The 21,559-nt window shown below is 58.5% G+C and carries 20 protein-coding genes; 4 read left to right on the forward strand and 16 right to left on the reverse strand.

What is annotated here, in order from left to right:
• Nucleotides 1-35 precede the first annotated feature (35 nt).
• The gene (locus tag GJA01_RS15240; protein ID WP_010503616.1) at nucleotides 36-203 is read right to left on the reverse strand and encodes a hypothetical protein; all 168 of its coding nucleotides are present in this window, start codon (nucleotides 201-203) and stop codon (nucleotides 36-38) included.
• 288 nt (nucleotides 204-491) lie between these two features.
• Here GJA01_RS15240 and flgH point away from each other — a divergent pair, with 288 nt between their 5' ends.
• Nucleotides 492-1,238, forward strand: a complete 747-nt coding sequence (gene flgH, locus GJA01_RS07230; protein WP_023944565.1) for a flagellar basal body L-ring protein FlgH — start codon at nucleotides 492-494, stop codon at nucleotides 1,236-1,238.
• Nucleotides 1,239-1,297: 59 nt separating this feature from the next.
• On the opposite strand, the gene GJA01_RS07235 is transcribed toward flgH, so the two are convergent.
• The 9 genes from GJA01_RS07235 to hrcA all read right to left on the reverse strand — a co-directional run bounded on the left by GJA01_RS07235 (nucleotide 1,298) and on the right by hrcA (nucleotide 11,685).
• Entirely contained in the window at nucleotides 1,298-2,545 is a 1,248-nt protein-coding gene (locus GJA01_RS07235) for a hypothetical protein (protein ID WP_062504097.1), read from the reverse strand.
• A gap of 3 nt (nucleotides 2,546-2,548) precedes the next feature.
• A complete protein-coding gene (locus tag GJA01_RS07240) occupies nucleotides 2,549-2,983 on the reverse strand; it encodes an ExbD/TolR family protein (protein WP_010503620.1) in 435 nt (144 codons plus the stop codon).
• Nucleotides 2,984-3,052: 69 nt separating this feature from the next.
• Nucleotides 3,053-3,478, reverse strand: coding sequence for an ExbD/TolR family protein (locus GJA01_RS07245; protein WP_010503621.1), 426 nt, complete (start codon nucleotides 3,476-3,478; stop codon nucleotides 3,053-3,055).
• A 4-nt stretch (nucleotides 3,479-3,482) separates the two neighbouring features.
• Nucleotides 3,483-4,568: a MotA/TolQ/ExbB proton channel family protein gene (locus tag GJA01_RS07250; RefSeq protein ID WP_010503622.1), complete on the reverse strand. Its 1,086-nt coding sequence runs from the start codon at nucleotides 4,566-4,568 to the stop codon at nucleotides 3,483-3,485.
• 140 nt (nucleotides 4,569-4,708) lie between these two features.
• Nucleotides 4,709-5,377 (reverse strand): energy transducer TonB, encoded by a 669-nt coding sequence (locus GJA01_RS07255; protein ID WP_023944560.1) that lies wholly within the window; start codon nucleotides 5,375-5,377, stop codon nucleotides 4,709-4,711.
• Nucleotides 5,378-5,774: 397 nt separating this feature from the next.
• Nucleotides 5,775-6,906, reverse strand: a protein-coding gene (gene prfB / locus GJA01_RS07260; protein WP_099282324.1) for a peptide chain release factor 2 whose coding sequence is annotated in 2 segments (ribosomal slippage) — nucleotides 5,775-6,836 and nucleotides 6,838-6,906 — 1,131 coding nt in all. Because the reading frame shifts where the segments join, the coding sequence is not laid out codon by codon here.
• A 38-nt stretch (nucleotides 6,907-6,944) separates the two neighbouring features.
• Nucleotides 6,945-9,575: a penicillin-binding protein 1A gene (locus GJA01_RS07265; protein ID WP_062504094.1), complete on the reverse strand. Its 2,631-nt coding sequence runs from the start codon at nucleotides 9,573-9,575 to the stop codon at nucleotides 6,945-6,947.
• A 91-nt stretch (nucleotides 9,576-9,666) separates the two neighbouring features.
• A complete protein-coding gene (locus tag GJA01_RS07270) occupies nucleotides 9,667-10,551 on the reverse strand; it encodes an aldo/keto reductase (protein WP_062504092.1) in 885 nt (294 codons plus the stop codon).
• 63 nt (nucleotides 10,552-10,614) lie between these two features.
• Nucleotides 10,615-11,685 (reverse strand): heat-inducible transcriptional repressor HrcA, encoded by a 1,071-nt coding sequence (hrcA, locus tag GJA01_RS07275; RefSeq protein WP_059431473.1) that lies wholly within the window; start codon nucleotides 11,683-11,685, stop codon nucleotides 10,615-10,617.
• Between the two features lie 83 nt (nucleotides 11,686-11,768).
• On the opposite strand from hrcA, the gene rph reads away from it, so the two are divergent.
• Both rph and rdgB read left to right on the forward strand, forming a co-directional pair.
• Entirely contained in the window at nucleotides 11,769-12,479 is a 711-nt protein-coding gene (gene rph, locus GJA01_RS07280) for a ribonuclease PH (RefSeq protein ID WP_010503633.1), read from the forward strand.
• Complete coding sequence (gene rdgB, locus GJA01_RS07285; RefSeq protein ID WP_062504090.1) at nucleotides 12,479-13,078, forward strand: RdgB/HAM1 family non-canonical purine NTP pyrophosphatase; 600 nt, start codon at nucleotides 12,479-12,481, stop codon at nucleotides 13,076-13,078. Before rph ends, rdgB begins: the two co-directional genes overlap by 1 nt.
• An 8-nt stretch (nucleotides 13,079-13,086) precedes the next feature.
• Here the strand turns inward: rdgB and GJA01_RS07290 are convergent, their stop codons facing one another.
• The 3 genes from GJA01_RS07290 to GJA01_RS07300 all read right to left on the reverse strand — a co-directional run bounded on the left by GJA01_RS07290 (nucleotide 13,087) and on the right by GJA01_RS07300 (nucleotide 17,167).
• Complete coding sequence (locus GJA01_RS07290) at nucleotides 13,087-13,545, reverse strand: hypothetical protein (RefSeq protein WP_253783302.1); 459 nt, start codon at nucleotides 13,543-13,545, stop codon at nucleotides 13,087-13,089.
• Between the two features lie 308 nt (nucleotides 13,546-13,853).
• Nucleotides 13,854-15,224: an amidohydrolase family protein gene (locus GJA01_RS07295; protein ID WP_062504088.1), complete on the reverse strand. Its 1,371-nt coding sequence runs from the start codon at nucleotides 15,222-15,224 to the stop codon at nucleotides 13,854-13,856.
• 104 nt (nucleotides 15,225-15,328) lie between these two features.
• Entirely contained in the window at nucleotides 15,329-17,167 is a 1,839-nt protein-coding gene (locus GJA01_RS07300) for an ABC transporter ATP-binding protein (RefSeq protein WP_062504145.1), read from the reverse strand.
• Between the two features lie 121 nt (nucleotides 17,168-17,288).
• On the opposite strand from GJA01_RS07300, the gene nth reads away from it, so the two are divergent.
• The gene (gene nth, locus GJA01_RS07305; RefSeq protein ID WP_172794475.1) at nucleotides 17,289-17,969 is read left to right on the forward strand and encodes an endonuclease III; all 681 of its coding nucleotides are present in this window, start codon (nucleotides 17,289-17,291) and stop codon (nucleotides 17,967-17,969) included.
• Between the two features lie 7 nt (nucleotides 17,970-17,976).
• On the opposite strand, the gene GJA01_RS07310 is transcribed toward nth, so the two are convergent.
• The 3 genes from GJA01_RS07310 to GJA01_RS07320 all read right to left on the reverse strand — a co-directional run bounded on the left by GJA01_RS07310 (nucleotide 17,977) and on the right by GJA01_RS07320 (nucleotide 21,526).
• Nucleotides 17,977-20,058 (reverse strand): ComEC/Rec2 family competence protein, encoded by a 2,082-nt coding sequence (locus GJA01_RS07310; RefSeq protein ID WP_062504141.1) that lies wholly within the window; start codon nucleotides 20,056-20,058, stop codon nucleotides 17,977-17,979.
• 158 nt (nucleotides 20,059-20,216) lie between these two features.
• Complete coding sequence (locus GJA01_RS07315; RefSeq protein WP_010503641.1) at nucleotides 20,217-20,942, reverse strand: NADPH-dependent F420 reductase; 726 nt, start codon at nucleotides 20,940-20,942, stop codon at nucleotides 20,217-20,219.
• A complete protein-coding gene (locus GJA01_RS07320) occupies nucleotides 20,939-21,526 on the reverse strand; it encodes a hypothetical protein (RefSeq protein ID WP_062504139.1) in 588 nt (195 codons plus the stop codon). Before GJA01_RS07320 ends, GJA01_RS07315 begins: the two co-directional genes overlap by 4 nt.
• Nucleotides 21,527-21,559: the final 33 nt, after the last annotated feature.

Below are 21,559 nucleotides of genomic sequence, written 5' to 3' on the forward strand. Positions count from 1 at the left end.
TGGGCAAGAGACAAGCTCCAGCCCATTAGAAGAGCTTAGTTTCCAAGCGTCCGGTCAACTGAACGCCCTGCTTTCTCGATCGGCCCCTTTGGCGGGTCCACAGTGTCACGAACTTTTTCGCCAAATGTCCGGTGATGTTCACAAGCCGTCAGCGTGACACAGGACACAGACAGAGCAAGAAGAAGCAGAATTGATTTACGCACGTAGGTCATCCTCCGCAGAGCGAATTGAAGCCTTAGAAACGGTCTGTCATGCTCCCGGTTCCCGATTGGAATTTTTGCCCCCCCCCCCAACAGCCTGTCTTCAGCTGCTCAGAAGCGAATCTTGTTCCGGAAATATCGTTTTCGATACGGATATTGAATGTGGATATTTACATCTTCACAAATACCCAAAAACGCGACTTAGAGGCTGAAATCCTCTCGAGTTAACCTGTTTTTTACAAAGCTTATGGTTGGATACTTCTGTTCGGAACAGGCGGAATTATCCCACACATGTTGCTTCCATCTCGTAGTGTTATGCGCTGTCTGGGCCTAGTGAGCCTGCTCCCGGCACTGTCTGCCTGCAATTCTCTGGCTCAATTGTCGGAAGTAGGCCGACCACCCAGAATGACGTCCATCAGCGATCCCACATTGGCAGCCAGTTATCGCCCTGTGACGATGCCCATGCCTCCGTTGAGAGCGCCCCCACCGGAAGCATCAAGTCTGTGGCGTAGCGGAAGCCGCGCCTTCTTCAAGGATCAACGGGCTTCCCAGGTTGGAGACCTGGTCACCATCATCGTAGACATTACTGACAATGCTGCCTTCAATAATGGCACGACAGCAAATAGAGCGGCTGATGAGAAATTTGGAATCCCGAATCTGTTTGGGATCAAGGGAAAAATTATCAGCGCTGTAACGGGTGCCGACAGTCTCAATACAGCCAGCAGTAGCGACAGCAGTGCGACAGGCAAGATCATCCGCAACGAGACGGTCACATTGCGTCTGGCAGGAACCATTACGCAGGTTCTGCCAAACGGAAACTTCGTGGTAATGGGCAAGCAGGAAGTCCGGGTAAACAGCGAACTGCGGGAACTCGGCGTGAGCGGCATTGTCAGACCACAGGATATTACGGCCGACAATACCGTAACCCATGACCGCATGGCAGAAGCACGGATTTCCTACGGCGGCCGGGGCACCATCACCCAGATCCAGACTCCGCGTTACGGACAGCAGGTCATGGATTCAATCTTGCCATTCTGAACAAAAAAAGCGCCGGGATTCCTCCCGACGCTTTCCATGACCCAAGATCGCAACTGCCGTCAGTGAGCAGCAGGACGAGACAACAGAAGGGCCCAAAGCTCTGCAACGTCCTTTGCAGGACCATTACTCGAGACACTTTCAAACGTCTTAATGGCTTCGGCTTTCTGCCCAGCATCCATCTGCGCCATACCGTATTCGACTTGTGCAAGATCCGGATAGCGCGGGTTCTTGCCAAGACCAGTCTTCATCAGAGCAAGGCCCTGATCCGCCTGACCATTCAGCACAAGATTGTACCCCGTCGTCAGGGCTGGACCTGCAGTTGGAGCTGTAGGCGCCGCAGCGGCAGCCTGCGCCAACTGCGCGCGATCAGCTGCAGCGCGCTGAGCAACGAAAGCGTGGAATTTGGCATCAGCGGCAGCTGATGGGCCGTTCCCCAGAGACTTGTTGGCGTACCCCTGATTGAGCAGGTTGAGTGCCAGTTGGGAAAGACCCATCTGTACAGCGCGCTCGCCCATATCCTGATAATCGGACGGATCTTTCAGGACGCCAGTCGCTAGACGCAGGCGCTCAACATAGAACACGAGCGGGGGTGCCAGATTTGGGTTCGCCACCAGATCATGGATCAGAACAGCCCAATAATCAGGCTTGGAATAGTATTTGGCCAGAAGAACATAGGCATGCGTCTTTGCGTCCGCATCCTTCAGATTCGTGTAGGCCGTAGCAAGCATCTGAAGCTGGTTCTCAGCGGGCGTCTTGCCAGCTTTGATCGTGGCATCCACCTGCTCCTGAGCCGCCTTGGCCGTACCCTTCCAGTCGCCCTGCAAGTAATAGCACTGGATCAGCATGGTTTGCATGCGGGGATCCGGACCATGTTCTTTCAGGTAACGCTCTGTCGGCGGGATGGCAGCGGCGTATTTCTTGGCGCTGTAGGCCATCGTCGCCTGAGCCATCAGCATCTGGCCCTTGGCCGCCTTCGGCGTGCGGGCGCTGTTGATGAGAACATCATACGCTTTCGTCGCAGCGTCCACATTACCGGACTGAGCTGCAACTGCCGCACGCATCTGGGCAATCGTGTAAGACTCGTAATCCGTCTTGCCCTTGACCGCATCTGCAGCATCTACCGCAGCCATGGCCTTATCGTAGCTCTTCGAGGCAAGAGCACTCTGCGCCTGCTGAAGATCCTTGCCGACAGCTTGACCCAGCACATCGTCTGCATGAGCAACAGGCCCAGCAATGAGAGCGGTACCAATAGCGCCAGCCAGCAGAAGGGAGCGGGCGCCCAGACGGCGGTTAAGGGACAAAAACACGAATTACTGTCCTTCCATGAACTGATCCAGACCAACGATACCCAGTTTGGTCACGCCGAGACGCTGTGCATCAGCCATGACGTGGGCAACTGTTTTGTAGTCTGCAAGACGGTCAGGGTGAATATGGACTTCAGGCTGGTCACCTTCTGCAGCTGCGGCTTCAAAATGGGCCTGCAGTGCTGCTTCGGATGTAACCGGCTCACTGTTCCAGGAAATGCTGTTGTCGTAGCCAATGCTGACTGTAACCAGCTTGGGCTGCTCGGTGGATGGCGGAGGATTGCCCTGGGGCAGATCAATAGCCACCGAGTGAGTCTGCAGCGGGATGGTGATGATCAGCATGATCAGCAGCACCAGCATCACGTCGATCAGCGGCGTGGTGTTGATATCGACGATACCTTCGTCTTCGTGCGTGCTGTCCGATCCGACGCTCATGCCCATGACGGCGGTTCTCCAAAAGGGTGACGTAAAAGAGGGTGCCGGCCCGTTTTCAGACGGACCGGCAAAACCTCAGTTCGAGTGAGGCTGCTCGGTGATAAAGTCCACATGGGCGATACCGGCTTCCTGAGCGGTAGCGACCACCTGGCCTACTGCCAGATACTTGGCAGCGCCGTCACCGCGGATCTGAACCTGCGGCTGCGGCTTCTGCTTGGCCACCTCAACGAGGCGGTTCAGCAGATCATCGTGTGTCTTGACCGGGGTGGTGTTCCAGTAAACCTGACCTGTTGAGGTCACAGCTAGAACAACGTTCCCCGGCTTGGTCTGTGTCGGTTGATTCGCATCAACCGGCAGCTTGACCTTCACTGAGTGTGTGGCAACCGGGATGGTGATCAAGAAGATGATCAGCAGCACCAGCATGACGTCGACGAGGGGAGTGGTGTTGATTGCCGACACCACTTCGTCGTCACCGCCGCCTCCTCCGACGTTCATTCCCATAGTATCAGACCCGCTGGCTGGTGGTGATGGTGGTCGGCGTGTGATCTTCCGGAGCAACACCGTGACGGAAGCCACCGATCAGAACGGACTGGACGTCAGCAGCGAAGTTGCGAACGCGGTCCATGGCGCCCTTGTTGCGGCGAACCAGAAGGTTGTAGCCGAGAACAGCAGGAACAGCCGTTGCAAGACCGATAGCCGTCATGATGAGGGACTCACCAACCGGGCCAGCAACCTTGTCGATGGAAGCCTGACCGGCAATGCCGATAGCTGTCAGAGCGTGGTAAATACCCCAAACCGTACCGAACAGACCAACGAACGGAGACGTGGAACCAACCGTACCGAGGAAGGCGAGGCCGCCCTGCAGACGGGTGTTGATCGTATCAACCGCACGACCGATGGACATTTCGGTCCAGGAATGCAGGTCGATGGCATCACGCATGGAGCCTTCGTGATGTTCAGCAGCAACAATGCCGGTCTCGGCAATGTAGCGGAACGGAGAAGACGCCTTCAAGGAAGCTGCACCCTGCTGGACGGAAGGCTTGGTCCAGAATTCACGGGATGCTTCCTTGGAAGCCGCAAACAGACGGCCCTGTTCCAGGAACTTCATGACCATGATGATCCAGGTACCAGCGGACATGATCACCATGATGATCAGAACGCCACGAGCGATCACGTCACCATTGGCCCACAGGGCGCCGAGGCCATAAGGGTTGCCCTGAGGAGCCGGAGCTTCCGGAGCAGCGGAGGCGCTTTCACCCGGGGTCGCAGCAGCAGCAGGCGTCTGGTCAGCAGGAGCCGTTGCCGGAGCCGACGAATCAGCAGCCGGAGCGTCGCCTGGCGTTGCAGCAGGGGCGCCAGCATCGGTCGGTGCGGAAGCAGCCGGAGCAGCAGACGGGTCTGAAGGAGCAGCCGGCGGCGTGGCGGACGGGTCAGCCGGTGCGCTCTGATCAGCAGGAGCTGGCTGGGCGTAAGCAATAGCCGGAGCGATCGCACCCGAGGCCAGGGCCAGCGTCAGGGCCATGGCGCTGGCCCGGACGGCGCGCGCCTTCGTCGGAACGGCAAGAGCAGGAAGGCGGAACAGTCTGGTCATGAACTCCATATCCTCGTTAGAGATGCCCGTTTTCGGAGCTGTCTGGGGTGCCGGCCATATGGGGACCGGCCCTTTCCTGAGCCCCTCCGGATCCTGGGAAACCGGAAGGACAATCTTATTTTAGACTACTGGCTGACGGATCAGTCGTCGCCCATCGTAAAGTCGACGTGCAGAATGTGGTGATGCTCGGTGACCGGAGCGCCGTTGACGACGGCAGGCTGGTACCGGGCCCGACGAAGGAAGTCGAGCGCACTTTCCACAAACTCGTGACCACCCGTTGAGCTGACGATCGAGCAGTTCGCCGTGTGACCGTTCGGAAGAATATCGCAGGAAGCCGTGACTTTACCTTCGCGGTTCTCTTCCTGTGCTTCTTCCGGATATTCCGGCTTTGCACCGTTGATCGGCGACGCACCAGCCGTGTGATCTGGAACTGCCGGAGCTGGCGGACCCTGCGGAGGAGCCGGAACGGGCTCAGGTGCAGGAGTCGGGCTCGGCGGAACCGGATGCGGCGGCTTGGCATGCGTGACCCGCTGGATCGCCTTCGGCGGCGGCGGAACACTGATCTTCGGCGGCGGAATATACGGCGGCGGTGGCTGCTCCATCTGCGGCGGTGGCGGCGGCGGAGGTGGCGGAGGCGGCTTGGGCTGCTCCTTGATCACTTCCGTCTTGATGGGCGGCTTTTCGTGGACGAGTTTGCCCACAGCACCGCTCATGAGCGCATAGATTACCGCGCCCATAGCCAGCACGGCCACGACGATCGCGACAATGTAGTCCGTCGGCTTGCGCTGCTGTGCGGCGTAGCTCTTCATGTCGTAACCTTCTTACCCCTCACTGACACCGACAATCGATCCACACCTTGAGAGTGTGGAATCTCGATCTTGTGTTTGCATCGAGTTCCCTCACCTCACGGACGTGTGATTCGTCGCATGTCGTGAGAACATACCCGATATGCTGATTGGGCAGCCTTAGGGCCATGGTGTCAAGCTGATTATTGCCTTTCCCGAAACGAAAAACTCTCATCTTTCGATCGTTTGGCACTAATAAATGCGCGTGAAGGTGCGAAAAAGTACACTTTTCCGCTTCTTTTCTGCCCTGAAAAAATCAAAATCCTCAATGCATGTAACAGAATTATAACAAAAAGGCTGGAGCAGCGTATTCGTTACGCCACACCAGCCTTTTGGTTTCATTTTAATGCGCGACGGACCGTTACTGGGCTGATGCGCTTGCTTCCGATCGTGTTGCACCCACTCTCTGGGCCAGAGAAGCAGACATGAAGTCATCCAGCGCGCCATCCAGCACAGCGTCCGGGTTACCCTTCTCCACGTTCGTACGCAGATCCTTGACCAACTGATACGGCGCCAGGACATAGGAGCGGATCTGGTGGCCCCAGCCGATATCCGTCTTGGCCGCTTCTGTCTGGGCAGCCGCGGCTTCACGCTTTTGCAGTTCGGCCTCGTACATCCGGGCTCTCAGCATTTCCATTGCCTTGGCACGGTTACGATGCTGGGAGCGGTCCGTCTGACAGGCCACCACAATCCCGGTGGGAATATGGGTAATACGGATAGCCGAGTCGGTCTTGTTCACGTGCTGACCGCCCGCGCCAGAGGCACGGAAGGTATCGACACGAAGGTCCGAATCGTTGATCTCCACTTCAATGGAATCATCGACCACCGGATAGACCCAGACAGAGGCGAAGGACGTCTGACGACGGGCAGCAGCATCAAACGGTGAGATCCGCACGAGGCGATGCACACCAGCTTCCGTCTTCATCCAACCATAGGCGTTGTGGCCACTGATCTGGATGGTCGCAGACTTGATTCCTGCCTGTTCGCCTTCACTGCTTTCAATGAAGGTGACCTTGTAGCCGTGCTGTTCCGCCCAGCGCGTGTACATGCGCAGGATCATTTCCGCCCAGTCCTGGGCTTCCGTTCCACCTGCGCCGGCGTTCACTTCAACGTAGCAGTCGTTGGAATCTGCCTCGCCAGAGAGAAGGCTTTCGATTTCGCGCTTCTGAACCTCTGCGGCCAGTCCGCGCAGGGTTGTGATGGCTTCCTGCACCAGATCCGTGTCGTTCTCCATTTCAGCGAGTTCGACAAGTTCCAGAGTGCCTTCGACATCCTGTTCGATTTGCTGGACACCCTCGATCTGATTGGCAAGCGTTGTCCGCTCGCGCATCAGCTTCTGGGCAGCATCCGCATCATTCCAAAGGTCTGGGTCTTCCGCGCGGTGGTTGAGTTCCGCGAGGCGTGTTGTAGCGACATCCCAGTTAAAGATGCCTCCTCAGCAGTGCCACCGACTGCTTGATCTGTTCGGAGAGCGCTTCGGTCTCGGCCGACATAATAATTCCTCCATTCCATCGAGGTGATGTGGCTGCACTCAGTACAGACCACCTACACCAATGTCACCATCAGAGGGAGCAGGTTTCTGAGCCTGCGCCTTGGGATTGGACGTCGGACCGGCACTCTGCGGACCAGCATCCCCCATATCGCTCTCGGAATCGGAAATAACGGTATCGGCTCCCGTATCCGCTGCTGTCAGCGCTTCCGTACCGGCGCCGAAGCCATGCAGAGCCACAGAGGCACCCGGAACCTGATCCGCCTTGAATCCGTCCGTTGCCGTGATGCGGCCCGTATTATAGGACGCCAGCGTAATATCTGCCGGGACCCGGAAATCGAGCCTTGGACGATTAGCCAGCGCGACCTTCATGATCTTGTTCCAGATCGGGCCTGCGATACGGCCGCCATCTGCATTTTTGCCAAGCGTCTGCGGCGTATCGAACCCAACCCAGACGACTGTCACGATATCCGGCGAGAAGCCTGCGAACCATGCATCATGGAAGTCCTGGCTGGTGCCCGTCTTGCCTGCGATGGGTCGATCAATCCCGACGCCCGCCATGCGGCCCGTACCACGGGCAATCACGTCCTGGAGCATGGCCGTGATCTGATAGGTGCTGGCTTCGCTTGCGAGAACAGGGCGCGTATCGGTGAGCGACGGTACGGACACGCTACCGGGAACAGGCTGCGCAGGCTGGACCGGGGTTGGCGGGACTGTCGCAGGCTGGCCATCCGGCGCTGTTGGCGTGATCGTGGGAGATGCAGGATCCACCGGCGGCGCAGGCGGGGCCTGCAATGTTGTGCCCAGTGTCAGACCGGGTGCGCGCCAGACGATATTGCCGAGACGGTCCTGAATATCGTCCACCAGCGTAGGGGTAACGACATGGCCGCCATTGGCAATGCTGGCATAGGCTGCCGCTTCCTTGAGCACCGTCGTTTCGACCGCGCCCAGAGCAGCGGGGAGCACATGCGGCATCTGATCCACGAGACCCGCCTTGATGGCCGTATCCGCCACAGCCTTCATACCCAGATGGGCAGCGACACGGATGGTCACGAGATTCCGGCTCTCACGTAGCGCGTCATGAAGGGTTGTTGGACCCCAGTTGTCGTGTTCGTAGTTCTTTGGGTGCCAGTCTCCATAAGACACCGGCGAATCATCGAACTTCTCGGAAGGGGAAATCCCCTGCTCCATGGCCGTCAGATAGACGAAGGGCTTGAAAGACGAACCCGGCTGACGCAGCGCCTGTGTGGCACGGTTGAACTGGCTTTCGTGGAAGGACCAGCCACCGACAAGGGCCAGCACGCGCCCGGTGCGGACGTCCATCGTCACGACAGCGCCTTCAACCTGCGGAATCTGACGCAGGGCAGCGGAACCGCTTTCCTGCGGTTCGATCATGATGACATCGCCAGCGCGCAGCGGGTGTATCCGTCTGGCCCAGGAGAGATCCGTGCCCAAAAGTGGACCGGTCTTTGAGACGCCCTCTTCGATCCAGCCGACTTTGGAGCCGCCTGGCAAAACAATGCCCAGACGCCACTCACGCAGCATTCCGGCTGGGGGCGAAACCCTGTTCAGGCTGTCTTCCCACCCTTCCGCGTCAATTCCGTCCAGATGACGAACAGGGCCGCGCCAGCCGCTACGGCTGCGGTCATAGTTCATCAGCCCTTCATGTAGCAGCTTCGTGGCTGAAGCCTGAAGGGGCTGATCCAGACTTGTATGGACCTCAAGGCCACCCTGAAGGGCCTTGTCTTCGCCATACCGGCTAATCAACTGACGACGAACTTCCGCGCCGAACCATTCGGAATCCGGAAGAGGCCCGAACCGCTGCTTCTGCTGCGGAACCAGAGGCTCTTTCTTGTCCTGCTCTGCCTGCTCGCGGCTGATGACGCCGTTATCGGCCATCAGATCCAGCACGATGTTCCGCCGCATCAGAGCCGTTTGCGGGTGCAGGAACGGGTTGTAATTCGTCGGGGATTTGGGAAGAGCAGCCAGAGAGGCAGCTTCCGCATCATCCAGCTGATCGAGCGGCTTATTGAAATAGGTCTGGGCGGCGGCGGCGACACCGAAGGCACCGTTCCCCAGATAAATGCCGTTCAGATAGATTTCGAGAATCTTGTCCTTGGACAGGACCTGCTCCATCTTCATCGCCAGCAGGGCTTCCTTGATCTTGCGATCAATGGTCAGGACGTTGCTGTTAAGCAGCATGACCTTGGCGACCTGCTGCGTAATGGTGGACGCACCAAGCGGGCGACGTCCGTGACGGGCGAACACGTCCGTCATGCCGGCACGGGCAATCGCCATCACGTCCACACCGCCATGGGTGTAGAAGTTATGGTCTTCCGTGGACAAGAAGGCGCGCTTGACTTTGTCCGGAATAGCGTCAATTGGGACGAAAATCCGCCGCTCATTGGCAAGCTGGGCCATCAGCCGTTCGTCAGACGCGTAGATCCGGCTGACTGTTGGCGGTTGGTAAGCCCGCAGGCTATCCACGCTTGGCAGATCAGCCACAAGTTTGGCGTATGTGGTCCAGCCGAGCACACCCACGCCCGCAATGCCAACCAGCCCAACGCCGGCAACAATCGCAAGAGACTGGCGGAAACGACGGAAACGTGGCCCACGGGGCATACTGGCCCTGGGGTCCTGCGGATTACGGGAGCGAATGGAACGGCGCGTCATGAAATCTGCATAGCACTGAAACGAGCCGTTCGTCGCCCCCGCTGAAAAGGGTCATTTTGTGACGGTTTTCAGCGGCTCGTGATCATTATGGTCACGCGGCGGTTTTCTGCCAGACGTCCTGACCTTGCCGATCCAGCGTAGCGAACTCTTCATCATTAAGTTTCAGGGACGCTGCCCGGACATTGGATTCCAGATGTGCTCTGCTGCCTGTCCCCGGAATAGGCAGAATGACCGGTGAGCGTTTGAGCAGCCAGGCAAGGGCAATCTGGCCCGCATCCGCACGATGCCGATGGGCGATCTTGTCCATGTCGGTGCCCGGTTTGGCGAGTTCTCCGGCAGCCAGAGGTGCCCATGGGATGAACCCTATGTTTTCCTTGGCGCAGAAATCCAGCACGTCTTCAGACTTGCGGTCCACAAGGTTGAAGCGGTTCTGCACGGTGGAGACCGGGAAGTATTTTTGCGCGAGCTTGATGTCCTTCACGCTCACTTCAGACAAGCCAACGTGCCGGATCAGGCCTTCTTCGCGGAACTTGGCGATCGCCTCGAACTGCTTTTCAGCCGGACAATCCGGCCCAATGCGATGAAGCTGCCAGAGATCTATGCGCTCCACGCCCAGTCGTCGCATGGACATGAGGACACACTGTCTCAGATAGTCGGGATTTCCGACCGGCTTCCAGATGTCCGGGCCGTGCCGGGTCAGGCCGCCTTTCGTGGCGACAACCATCTTTTTATAGGGATACAGCACTTCGCGGATCAGGTTTTCCGAAACGAATGGACCGTATGAATCCGCCGTATCGATGAAATCCACGCCGAATTTTGGAAGACTTTCGAGGGTCTGAACCACTTCCTCGTGGTCTGGCGGTTCATCCCAGATACCCTTGCCGGTGATGCGCATGGCACCAAATCCGAGGCGATGGACCTTAAGGTCACCACCAATGAGGAACGTACCGGACTTCTTTGCGTCAATCGTAGCCATGGACTCTTTCCTTTCCGATGGACGCGGGATTCAACAACGCAAAGGCGGAAGGGTTGCAGTCAACTATCCCAGCAGGCGCCCGACCATCCGGGCCGTGTAATCCACGACTGGAACAATCCGTCCGTAATTCAGACGTGTCGGCCCGATGACCCCGATGGCACCCACGATTTTCTGGGCTTCGTTCCGCGCGGGGGCCACAATCATGGAGACGCCGGACATGCCGAACATGCCGCTTTCGCTACCGATATAGATCCGCACCCCTTCCGACGCGTCTGCGAGTTGCAGAAGCTGGAGCATGGTTTCCTGTGTTTCCAGATGATCGAACAACATCCGGATGGTTGTCAGACGCTCGATTTCGGTGATGTCTGCCAGCAACTTGCCCTGACCACGCACGAACAGGGTGCCGCCATCCGCGTCCCATGTGGCGAGGCCACTCTCGATCACGCTGGCCGTCAGAGCATCAAGTTCATGACGGTTGGCATCCATTTCCTTGCTGACCCGCTCCCTGAGCGTGCCGAGCGTCAGATCTCCGAGATGGGCGTTCAGGTAGTTTCCCGCTTCAACCAAGGCGGAATGTGGAAGGCCGGGCGGTGTTTCGATAATCCGGTTTTCCACCTGCCCGTCAGAACTCACGAGCACAACCAGAACACGGCCCGGACCGAGGGCAACGAACTCAATATGCTTGAGGGTGGCATCCGATTTTGGGGCCAATACCAGCCCTGCGGCAGATGACAGCCCGGACAGCATGGAAGATGCTTCCGCCAGTGTGTCCTGATAAGAACGCCCGTGAATTTCCAGACGGCTGTCGATACTGGCGCGGTCTTCTTCTGTCAGAGCACCAAACTGGAGCAGTCCCTCCACGAAGAGTTTGACGCCCTTTTCCGTTGGTAGACGCCCTGCGGAAACGTGAGGGCTGAACAGCAGGCCAGCCCGTGCGAGATCAGCCATGACGTTGCGGATCGTCGCAGGGGACAAGGCTGGATTGAGGCGCTGTGCCAGCGTTCGGCTGCCGATCGGCGCACCTGTTTCGACATATTCCTCGACGATTTCCCGCAGGATCGCAGCTTCCCTGTCCCCAAGCCCGGACGGAAAGGAGTTCGACATGCGGAAGAAGGAGGGGTCAGGTCTGATCATGGTAAAACTGTATGTCGGGGCTGGAAGCGTTCTCGTCAAACGCGCTAGAGGCAGGGCTCGCTTCTGAGAGAGGATTTTTTCGCATGACAAAGCGCCCGTCCGGCCGCGCCAGCGACGAAGGTCGCCCCGTATCCATTGAGCCAGGCTTCGCCCGCCATGCGGAAGGGTCTGCGCTGATCCGGGTTGGTGGAACGGAAGTGCTTTGCACGGCGTCAATTGAGAACAAGGTGCCCCCCTTCCTGCGCAACAAGGGACAGGGCTGGATCAATGCCGAGTATGGCATGCTGCCCCGCGCCACGCATCAACGTGGGCATCGAGAGGCCTCCAAGGGCAAGCAGTCAGGCCGCACACAGGAAATCCAGCGGCTGATCGCCCGTTCCCTGCGCCCGTGCGTCAATCTCAAGAAGCTGGGCGAACGAACGATTACTCTGGATTGCGACGTCCTGAATGCGGATGGCGGCACACGCTGTGCGTCCATTACCGGCGCGTGGGTAGCGCTTTCCCTGGCGTTGCGAAAAGCTAAGCTCACTTCCGTTATCACATCACAGGTCGCCGCTGTTTCCTGCGGGCTAACAGAGGCAGGAGCCGTGCTGGATCTGGATTACATTGAAGACAGCGCAGCACAGGCCGATACGAATTTTGTTCTGACGGCCGAGGGGGGCATCGTGGAAATTCAGGGTACGGCGGAAACGTCTCCCTTTCAGGACCATGATTTTTTTGAACTGCTACGCCTCGCACGTCTTGGCACAGCCAAACTGTTCGAAGCCCAGAATGCTGCACTGGAGACCCTGTGATGCGTCGTCTGTCCCGTGGATCAAAAATCGTTCTTGCCAGCCACAATGCCGGGAAGCTGCGTGAATTTTCTACTCTTCTGGCAGAAAGCGGCATTACGGTCGTGTCTGCTGGGGAACTGAACCTGCCGGAACCGGAAGAAACAGCGGATACGTTCGTCGGCAACTCCGAGATCAAGGCTCTTGCTGCGGCGCGAGCTTCTGGCATGCCCGCATTGGCTGATGATTCCGGTTTCTGTGTTTCCGCATTGGGTGGCCAGCCTGGGGTCTATTCAGCGCGCTGGGGTGGACCGACCAAGGATATGAGCATCGCCATGGAACGGGTGCATCGGGAAATGGGCGATACGACCGATCATGATGCGTCTTTCGTCGCGGCCCTCTGTCTTGCATGGCCGGATGGAGAAACGCAGTCGGTTGTCGGTGAGTGTCATGGCCAGACGGTTTGGCCTCCGCGCGGGGAACAGGGGCATGGCTACGATCCCATGTTCGTACCAGAAGGCGAAACGCGGACTTTTGCCGAGATGGCTGAGAACGAAAAGAACGCCCTCAGCCATCGTGGCCGTGCTTTTGAGTTGTTTCTGAAAAAGTGCGTAGAAGGCTGAACCGCCTCCTATGTAAGAGGAGACTGGGGTTCTTCGTGAGGCCACAGACGATAGGGGCCTTCCGAACAGATCTCCATGGACATCATGACGGCTGTGCTGCTGGGGGGACAGTCGAACTCCAGCAGGGCTTTGCCATTGGTCCAGCGTGTCAGAGGGCTGTGTTGCGGGCCCCACCCCTCTGCGGGGCAGGAGGTCAGGTGCGTGGTGAGACGATGAGCACCGAATTCATCATAAAAAGTAAGATCCCCTATCAACACCCCACGGTCTTCAAACCGGCTGAAACCACTTTTTAATCGGGAAAGGATCCAGAGACGCGGTGGAACTTTGGGAAGCATGAACAGAGCATGATGTCCCTGCCAGCGGGCAGGACGAATAAGGGCTCCATCCTCCAGAAGAAGATGGAGGTCAGGGTCAGGCGTTAAGTGCTCGATAGCAGGCATGCGCTCTTTCCAAGCCATATGAGACATGGCTTTTTCTTGCGGTCGAGTGCGCAAATCTCAGACCGGTGACAGTTCTGTTGCAGATCATGGGTAAGGTCGTCCGGTGGAAGGCTGTCATTCTCAGCCAGCATCCGGGTCTTACTCCCTCCGCAGAAACGAGGCCGCTTCCGGAGTGGAAGCGGCAACGAGGAATATAAAACAGAACAATGCTGTCGTAAAAGATGCCCCTGTAACGATTCTTACTGAATATTAATGCCGTTTCTACGCAATCGTTATTCCTAATAGCCCGTATGCAAATGGCTTCTGGTGCATTCAGGCTTGGGCAGAATGCACCCTCAATGCACAGGACCATGACTGACCAGAACGCCGCGCTGCCAGACCTGATCCACCTGATCGATATCGGCAATGGTTTTGTCTGGTGTGCCTCTCACGATGAGCAGATCGGCCCGACGCCCTGGTTGGATCACGCCACGGTCGTCCAGTTCCAGAAGTTCTGCGGCATTTCCAGTTGCCAGATGAATGGCTTCCAGCGGGGTCAGACCCGCTTCGACGGTCAGAGCCAGTTCACGATGTTCGGCAAAGCCCGGCAGCCGCGTGGGAGCAGCGCCTGAATCCGTGCCGAAACCGATTTTCACTCCGGCACGATAAAGGGTGAGCAGGTTCTTCTGGTTTATGGCAACAGCCTGATGGGAGGCTGCCGTCAGGGGATTGGCCAGTGTTTTCTGACGCCATTCGGCATTAGAGAGCTGAGCCATGAGAACCGGGTCAATCGCGGCGGCGACGAAGGGAATATTAAGCAGGTCCGGATGCTCAGCGAAAAGATAGTTCGCTTCATCCAGATCCAGCGTCGCGATGTACCAGACACCTTTTGCCTTCATGGCACTGATGAGCGCCTGATCGACTGGTTGGTCCCGGACGCCATGGGCTAGGATATTGGCCCCGGCATCAACCACTGCCTTGGCAATATCGAGATCGTGGATATGCACGGCCACCCGGGTGTTGTGTTCATGGGCCTCGTCAATGACGGCGCGATAGATCTCTGGCGACATTTTGGGAAGCGTCTTGCCGTTCGGGACGCCATTCCGGAAATCATCCACCCACAGCTTCACCAGATCCGTATGTTCCGCAACCATGCGGTCCACGTCCTGACGAGCCTCCTGCGGGGTTGAAGGACGGTAAACCTGATCAGGACCAAGACCTTTCACCATCGCCGCCGGAGGTGCGCCATTTGGCACGCCAATTCCCTGATCCACGCCGAACAGATCGGCTCCCGGATTTTTACCCGCATGCTGCTCTTTGCGCAGATCGTCGAAAAGCGGAGAGCGGTTCAGACCGAGGGACGTCACGGTCAGAACACCGTAGTCGCTGTATTTTTTCAGGGCTGCGAGAATATTCTCACGGGTATAGTTGTCGCTCCCGCCGGATGTTCCCTTGATGATGCCGACATGACTGTGATCGCTGATGAGGGCGGGCAAAAGCGTTTTGCCACTCAGATCGACATGCTGTGCTTCCGCCGGAGCAGGGCTTCCAACGGACACGATGCGCCCGTCGTTAATGACAACCGTGACGTTCTCGCGAACCGGGTCGCCCGTTCCGTCAATAAGGCGGGCATGATCGAACGCCACGGGTTCGGCCTGTGCGGGGAGTGCCAGAAATGTGGCGGGCGTGGCGAGAAGCAGTCCAGCAAAGGCGGAACGAAGTGTCATGATGTGTTTCCCTCAGCAGCAGTCAGGCTGAGGGGAAACGTTCTGTCATGCAAGAAAGACGCTCACACTCTCGCAGATGTGAGGGCGTAGACGGGAGCGGAACTTCAACCTTCGAGAGACTGAAGCTCGAACAGGCGGCGATAAATGCCCCCGTCTTTTGCCACGAGTTCGGCGTGGGTGCCGTCTTCTTTCAGTTCGCCACGGCTGAACACCAGGATCCGGTCCAGTTCCATGACGGTTGAAAGACGATGTGCCACGACGATGACGGTGCGGTTCTTCATGAGGCGACGCATGGCCTCCTGCACAAGAGATTCCGATTCCGAATCAAGACTGGAGGTCGCTTCATCGAAGATCAGGATTGGCGCATCCGCAAGGAACGCACGGGCGATAGCGACGCGCTGACGCTCGCCGCCAGACAGCTTCACACCGCGCTCACCGACCATCGTGTTGTAGCCTTCCGGCAGACGCTCAATGAAAGCCGCCGCATTGGCCTGACGGGCTGCTTCCTTGATCTCCTCCAGAGAGGCGCCGGGCCGGGCATAGGCAATGTTTTCCGCGAGTGTCCGGTGAAACAGGACCGGCTCCTGCGGCACGATGGCGATGTGAGACCGCAGGGAAGACTGCGTGACCTGCGCAATATCCTGACCATCCACCGTGATGCGTCCGCTGTTCACGTCGTACAGGCGCTGAAGGAGTTTGGTCAGAGTGGTTTTGCCTGATCCGCTGGGTCCAACGAGAGCCACCCGTGAGCCGGGTGCAATATCAATGTTGAGATCCTGATAGAGCGGTTTATCCTGTCCCGGATACTGGAACATGACGTGCTCAAAGTGGATTTCGCCCTGCGTGAAGCGGACCTCTTCCGCATTGGGCGCGTCCTGAATGGCAGAATCACGGCGGAAAATAGCGATGAGTTCTTCCATCTCGTTGACGGAACGCTGCACCTGACTGACCTGCTGTCCCAGATCGCGCAGATAGCCCTGCACGAGGAACATCATGGTCAGCACATAGGCTACATCCCCCGGGCCAGCCTTGCCCTGCCACCAGAGCATGACGGCCAGACCAATCATGAGCATCCGCATCACGAGAGAGGCCAGCGCCTGAATGTTGGCACTGTTGGTTCCCCGTAGCCATGTGCGGAGCGTGCGCTCCCGCCAGCCCTGCACAATCGTATCCAGCCGTTTCTCTTCGCGCAGTTCCGCCCCGAACGCTTTGACGACCGGATTACAGGTCACGGAATCTGCGATGGCGGCACCCATCTTGGTGTCCCATTCATTCGAGGCACGGGCACTGGGTGCAACGTAGCGGAGCGTGAGGGTAATCGAGAGCCATGCGAACAGAACGACGGACACCGCCAGAACGGAGCCCATGAGCGGTGAGCGGAACATGAGAACGGCCGTTGTGCCGCCGAGAACCATGACTTCCGGGCCGATCATCAGCAGAAGTGTGTCGTCCAGCGTATCAATCGCCCACATACCACGGGTCAGCCGACGAACGGTTGAGCCAGCAAAGGTGTTGGCGTGCCAGTCCGTCGAGAATCGTTGCACACGCTCGAAGGCCTGATTGAGGACCTTGTGCATGATCGCAAGCGTGAGATGGGAAATACCAACGAAAGATGAGCGACGCCCGTACAGGCCGATCAGGCCCAGCGCGATCAGCCCACCAACCATCAGGAACGCATCGTTGCGCAGGCTCAGAAGCTCATCGGTTTTTGGAATCGTCGGCCCGGCGGCATGTTTGGAAATATCCGAGACGAGGCGGCCCGCCAGAATCGGTGTGACGACATCTGCCAGTGTGGCGAGGGCCACACCGGCCAGTGTCCAGGCAAGCAGGACCGGATGTGCCAGCCAACGGCGGCAGACAAAGGACAGGACTTCTGTAAAGGAAACGTCAATTTTCCGGCCTTCCTGTTTCTGGCCGGTAAGATGCGTAGAAGTATCGGACACGAAGAGCTCCGCCGTCTTGTCCCTCAAGGGTGACGGCCTGATGGCATGAAATTTTCAGATGTTTGGCGTATCTTGCCGGACAGTCCGGATCAGACGCAACAGCCCGCGCGGAGTTTCAGCCATGACAGACGCCCCCAGACCCATGAGCAAGGCCGCGGCCAAGGCTTTTATTACTGCTCTGGCCGAAGCCAACCCAGATGCGGAAAGTGAGCTGATCTTCCGCAATACGTTCGAGCTTCTGGTGAGTGTGGTTCTCTCGGCTCAGGCGACGGACAAGTCCGTCAACAAGGCGACCAAGGGGCTGTTTGAACACGCGCCCGATCCGAAAAGCATGGCGGAGCTCGGGGAAGCCGGGATCGCGCAATACATCAAGACGATCGGCTTATGGCGCGCCAAGGCTCATAACGTGGCTCTGCTGTGTGAGCAGCTTCTGGAACGACATGGCGGAGACGTTCCAGAAGATCGCAAGTCTCTTGAGGCGCTGGCCGGTGTGGGGCGGAAGACGGCCAATGTGGTGATGAATGTTGCGTTCGGGGCCGATACCATGGCGGTCGATACGCATATCTTCCGGATTGGAAACCGAACTGGCCTGGCTCCGGGGAAAACGACCCGGCAGGTGGAGGACGGTCTGGTCGCGCGTATTCCCAAGGATATGCTGCGGCCAGCCCATCACTGGCTGATCCTGCATGGGCGTTATGTCTGCAAAGCCCGCGCACCTGAATGCTGGCGCTGCCCGGCAACGCAATGGTGTCTGTATCCGGACAAACGCCTGACACCACCACGGACCAAAGAAGCTGCCTGATCTGTCTTTATTCTGCCTGAGCCAGCGGCAGGTTGGGCATTCCATGCGAGCCGATGGCTGGCACCCATGGCCGGTCTCCCCGCCAGCTTCGATCTGAGATCAGGACAAGCGCGCCGTGACGGAGAGACACGGCATAGGCGCCATTCTTCCAGACCGAGAAACGGTCAATGAACGGGACGCCGGGGCAGGCGGTCCGGGCGGGCGATGCACTGATGAACAGCCTCACGCCCTGACAATCCTGCGCAGAGGGCGGAATTGCTCCGTCTGACGTATCTTTGGTCCGCAGAAGAACTGTCTGTCCTTTGACAGTCATGCGGCAAAGGCCCTTCAGACAGTCTGGCGGCAAGCTTCCCGCTGGAAGCGCCAAAGCCTGCTGCCAATCCTGAAGGGTCAGGCGTTCCAGACTGCTATGAGGGCCAGCTTGCAGGACGCCGTCTGCGCGAACAGCGATCAGGCCAGCATCAGACGAGACCAGAAGATCCGGTCGAGGCACCAGCCAGATTGAGAGCAATCCTATTGTGATGGGCGCAAATCCAGCGAGGCGCGCGCGTCCTTTCCACAGGCAGAGCGAGCACAGACCTAGAAGAACGATGAGGAGTCCCCAGCCCGGCATGTGAGGCACGGGCTCATGAGCCAGCGGAAACGCAGCGACAGTTCTAGCGATGGTTTGAACGATTTGGATGCCCCATCCCATGATGGTCAATGGGAGCGCGGAGGCATGGATCGGCATGAGCAGCAGGGAGATCAGTCCGGCAGGCATGATCCAAACGGCTGCCAACGGGACCGCAAGAAGATTTGCCAGAACGAACCACGGCTGGAAGGCCCCGAAATGCGCCATGCTGACAGGGAGCGTTGCCAACCCTGCGAGCAGACTTGTCAGGGACAGAGCCGTCAGGTGTGACAGGATGACACGCCCCGCTCCTCCCTCGCCTCTTAGCCTCGTGAGGGGTTCGCGAAGAGCTTCGTACCCCGCAATCAGACCCATCACGGCAGCGAAGGACATCTGGAAGGACACATCCAGCACCGATACCGGCGAGACCAGCAGAATGGCGAGCGCGATAATGGCCAGAGACCGCATGGACAGAACGCGCCGCCCCGTCAGCAGAGCCAGCGTGACCAGAACCGCCATGCCTAGCGCCCGGACGCTTGGAAGGTGCGCGCCAGTCAGCAGGACATACCCAACGCCCACGGTCAGCCCCGCCAAAGCCGCGATTTCACGGCAGGGCCAGTAGAGGGCAAGGCGTTCGGATGCCGTCAAAAGGGCGCGGACAGACACTGCAACGACCGCCATGACCAGCCCCAGATGTAGACCTGCAACGGCAAGAAGATGGGCCAGACCTGAAGCGGAAAATTCCTGCCGGGTTGTGGCATTGATGCGCCCGGTTTCGCCGACAAGCAGAGTGGCAGCGATGGCGCCCGTCTGACCGGGAAGTATCGCTTCAATTCGGGCTGCGGTCTTTTCCCGGAGTGTTTCCAGACGGGATGAAGACTGACTATCCAGAATACTCAGTTGCCCGAGCGCATATCCGCTTCCTGCGGCCCCGGAAAACCATGCTTCCCGCTGAAGGTCGCGTCCTCCGGGGAAAGAGGGTGGGGTTGGAGGCCGGAGCATGGCCCGGATCTGGATAAGGCTTCCGGGTTGGGGAGAGGCAGGATCATCGTCCCGGAGTTTCAGCCTGAGCGTTCGTTTGAGCGGTGCCATTCCGGCATCTAAGGGCGTATCGAATGTGGCGTGAGCCAGAATGATCCGCCGCCCTCCTTCGTCGTCATCGGAATGGGGAGGGAGACTGTCCAGAGCAAGAACGCGCCCCGTGAGAATTGTAGCGCGTGTGGGAAGGGCAGGCATTGGTGACTGGCGTTTCGTCTGCCATGCGGCATCGAGATACCCACCTGTGAGCGCGAGAAGCAGAAACGACCCAAAGCGGAAAAGAGGCTGGGTCCGGAAAAACCACCCTCCTGCTCCCGCCATCATGAAGCCGATCAAAGCAGGCCAGGCTGGCGGTGTGAAACGGGGCATGAGAAAAGCAAGAGCGCCCAGGGCCATTACGACCGGAAGCCACCCGAACAGGCGTCGTCCCTGCTCTGCCATGATCCGCTCCAGCCCAGAAACAGGCAGATAGCTGCCCTCTGGCGCAGGAAAGAACGTGTTTTCCTCAGGCAGAAAAGGATCGTCAGGGTGAATAGGACTGGGCACGGCGCGACCGTAACGGATTTTCGTTCGTCAGGCGCGCGTGTTTTCAGCGTCTCTTAATGATGAAGGTGCAGTGCACTTCGAAGACCAGCAGCATCACGTTCCAGTTCGAAGCCCGTGCTGCCCGGCTGGAACAGTTTTGCTGTGGCCAGACCACCTGTCACAACTGGATCAAGTCCAGCGGCATAAACAAGGTCTTTCACCTGCAAGACTGCCGCTGTGTCGTCCCCTGCGATGGGAACGGCCAGTTTCGGGTCTGGCCGGTGCGCTTCGGCACGCAGGGAGACCATGTCGATAGAGTTAAAGGCCCGCACAATATGCGCGGACGGGAAGTATCGCTGGGTCGTAACGCCTGCCCCATCCCGCAATGCCACATCTGCGATCCATCCATCACGCCCGATGTAAGGGTTGGCGACGTCAATCACGACCTTGTCGGTCAGTGTTCTGTTCAGATCACGCCCCAGAGCGGGAATGGCTCCATAGGGAACAGCCAGAACAACGATTGATCCGAAAGCTGCCGCCTGCGCGGGCGTCCCTGCGGAGGCCAATGACCCCAGCGACGCAGCCAGTGTCGTTGCATCTGCCAATGTTCGGGCCGAGACCATGACCTGATAGCCAGCCTGCACCCAGAGCGTCGCCAGAGTCCGCCCGACCTGACCGGCGCCAATAATACCGATTTTCGGTAACGGCCGAGGCGAATCGGCCATTGCCGTTCCACTGACGGCAGCCAGCCCTGCAACAGCGGCGAGGAAGGGGCGTCTTCGGAGCGGGAAACTTCTCATGAAGGGTGCCACTCGCGTGAGAGTGCGCCGCCTTTACCTTGTACGGGGTCTGTCATCGGGAATGGCAGGGACTGGATCCGTGCAAGTTGTTCGGGTGTAGGCGCAGCGCGCAGGATGTCAAAGTCCTGCTCGGGGGGGTACGCACCGATCACGGTGAAATCGGCATCGGAGCCCAGATTGCAATGACCTGTCCCGGCCGGAAGAAGTGCGATGTCTCCTCCTCGCACGTCCACGGCTCTGCCCGATGGGCCGCCCAGCATGAGTCGGGCTGACCCATTGGAAAAGCCGAGAACTTCGTGGCCAAGGCTATGATAGTGATGGAAGCTATAAACGCCGTTCCGCCACCGGGATGGCCAGCCATTCCGGTTGAACAGATCCTCGTACACGCTTTCACGCCCCGATCCGGCCTCCAGGGCGTTGCGATACACGATGACAGGCAGACGGGAGTTGTTAGGCACCCAGTCGTTGCTGTGAAGTGTGAAAGCTTCAACACGCGCTGTGCTGGCGGAGGCCTTGCGGATGCGGCCATGTCCCATCGTCAGGCCCATGCCGGCCAGCATCACATTGAAATCACGCCTGTCCATGCTCGCCTCCAGCTCGGCCACTGTTGAAAATCC

This window comes from Gluconobacter japonicus (assembly GCF_002723975.1).
GTDB lineage: Bacteria > Pseudomonadota > Alphaproteobacteria > Acetobacterales > Acetobacteraceae > Gluconobacter > Gluconobacter japonicus.

Excerpts from the sequence above, each read along its gene's own strand:
- flgH (WP_023944565.1), top strand. The coding sequence starts at position 492 with ATGTTGCTTCCATCTCGTAGTGTTATGCGCTGTCTGGGCCTAGTGAGC.
- GJA01_RS07240 (WP_010503620.1), bottom strand. The coding sequence starts at position 2,983 with ATGGGCATGAGCGTCGGATCGGACAGCACGCACGAAGACGAAGGTATC.
- GJA01_RS07245 (WP_010503621.1), bottom strand. The coding sequence starts at position 3,478 with ATGGGAATGAACGTCGGAGGAGGCGGCGGTGACGACGAAGTGGTGTCG.
- GJA01_RS07250 (WP_010503622.1), bottom strand. The coding sequence starts at position 4,568 with ATGACCAGACTGTTCCGCCTTCCTGCTCTTGCCGTTCCGACGAAGGCG.
- GJA01_RS07255 (WP_023944560.1), bottom strand. The coding sequence starts at position 5,377 with ATGAAGAGCTACGCCGCACAGCAGCGCAAGCCGACGGACTACATTGTC.
- GJA01_RS07265 (WP_062504094.1), bottom strand. The coding sequence starts at position 9,575 with ATGACGCGCCGTTCCATTCGCTCCCGTAATCCGCAGGACCCCAGGGCC.
- GJA01_RS07270 (WP_062504092.1), bottom strand. The coding sequence starts at position 10,551 with ATGGCTACGATTGACGCAAAGAAGTCCGGTACGTTCCTCATTGGTGGT.
- hrcA (WP_059431473.1), bottom strand. The coding sequence starts at position 11,685 with ATGATCAGACCTGACCCCTCCTTCTTCCGCATGTCGAACTCCTTTCCG.
- rph (WP_010503633.1), top strand. The coding sequence starts at position 11,769 with ATGACAAAGCGCCCGTCCGGCCGCGCCAGCGACGAAGGTCGCCCCGTA.
- rdgB (WP_062504090.1), top strand. The coding sequence starts at position 12,479 with ATGCGTCGTCTGTCCCGTGGATCAAAAATCGTTCTTGCCAGCCACAAT.
- GJA01_RS07290 (WP_253783302.1), bottom strand. The coding sequence starts at position 13,545 with ATGTCTCATATGGCTTGGAAAGAGCGCATGCCTGCTATCGAGCACTTA.
- GJA01_RS07295 (WP_062504088.1), bottom strand. The coding sequence starts at position 15,224 with ATGACACTTCGTTCCGCCTTTGCTGGACTGCTTCTCGCCACGCCCGCC.
- nth (WP_172794475.1), top strand. The coding sequence starts at position 17,289 with ATGACAGACGCCCCCAGACCCATGAGCAAGGCCGCGGCCAAGGCTTTT.
- GJA01_RS07310 (WP_062504141.1), bottom strand. The coding sequence starts at position 20,058 with ATGGCAGAGCAGGGACGACGCCTGTTCGGGTGGCTTCCGGTCGTAATG.
- GJA01_RS07315 (WP_010503641.1), bottom strand. The coding sequence starts at position 20,942 with ATGAGAAGTTTCCCGCTCCGAAGACGCCCCTTCCTCGCCGCTGTTGCA.
- GJA01_RS07320 (WP_062504139.1), bottom strand. The coding sequence starts at position 21,526 with ATGGACAGGCGTGATTTCAATGTGATGCTGGCCGGCATGGGCCTGACG.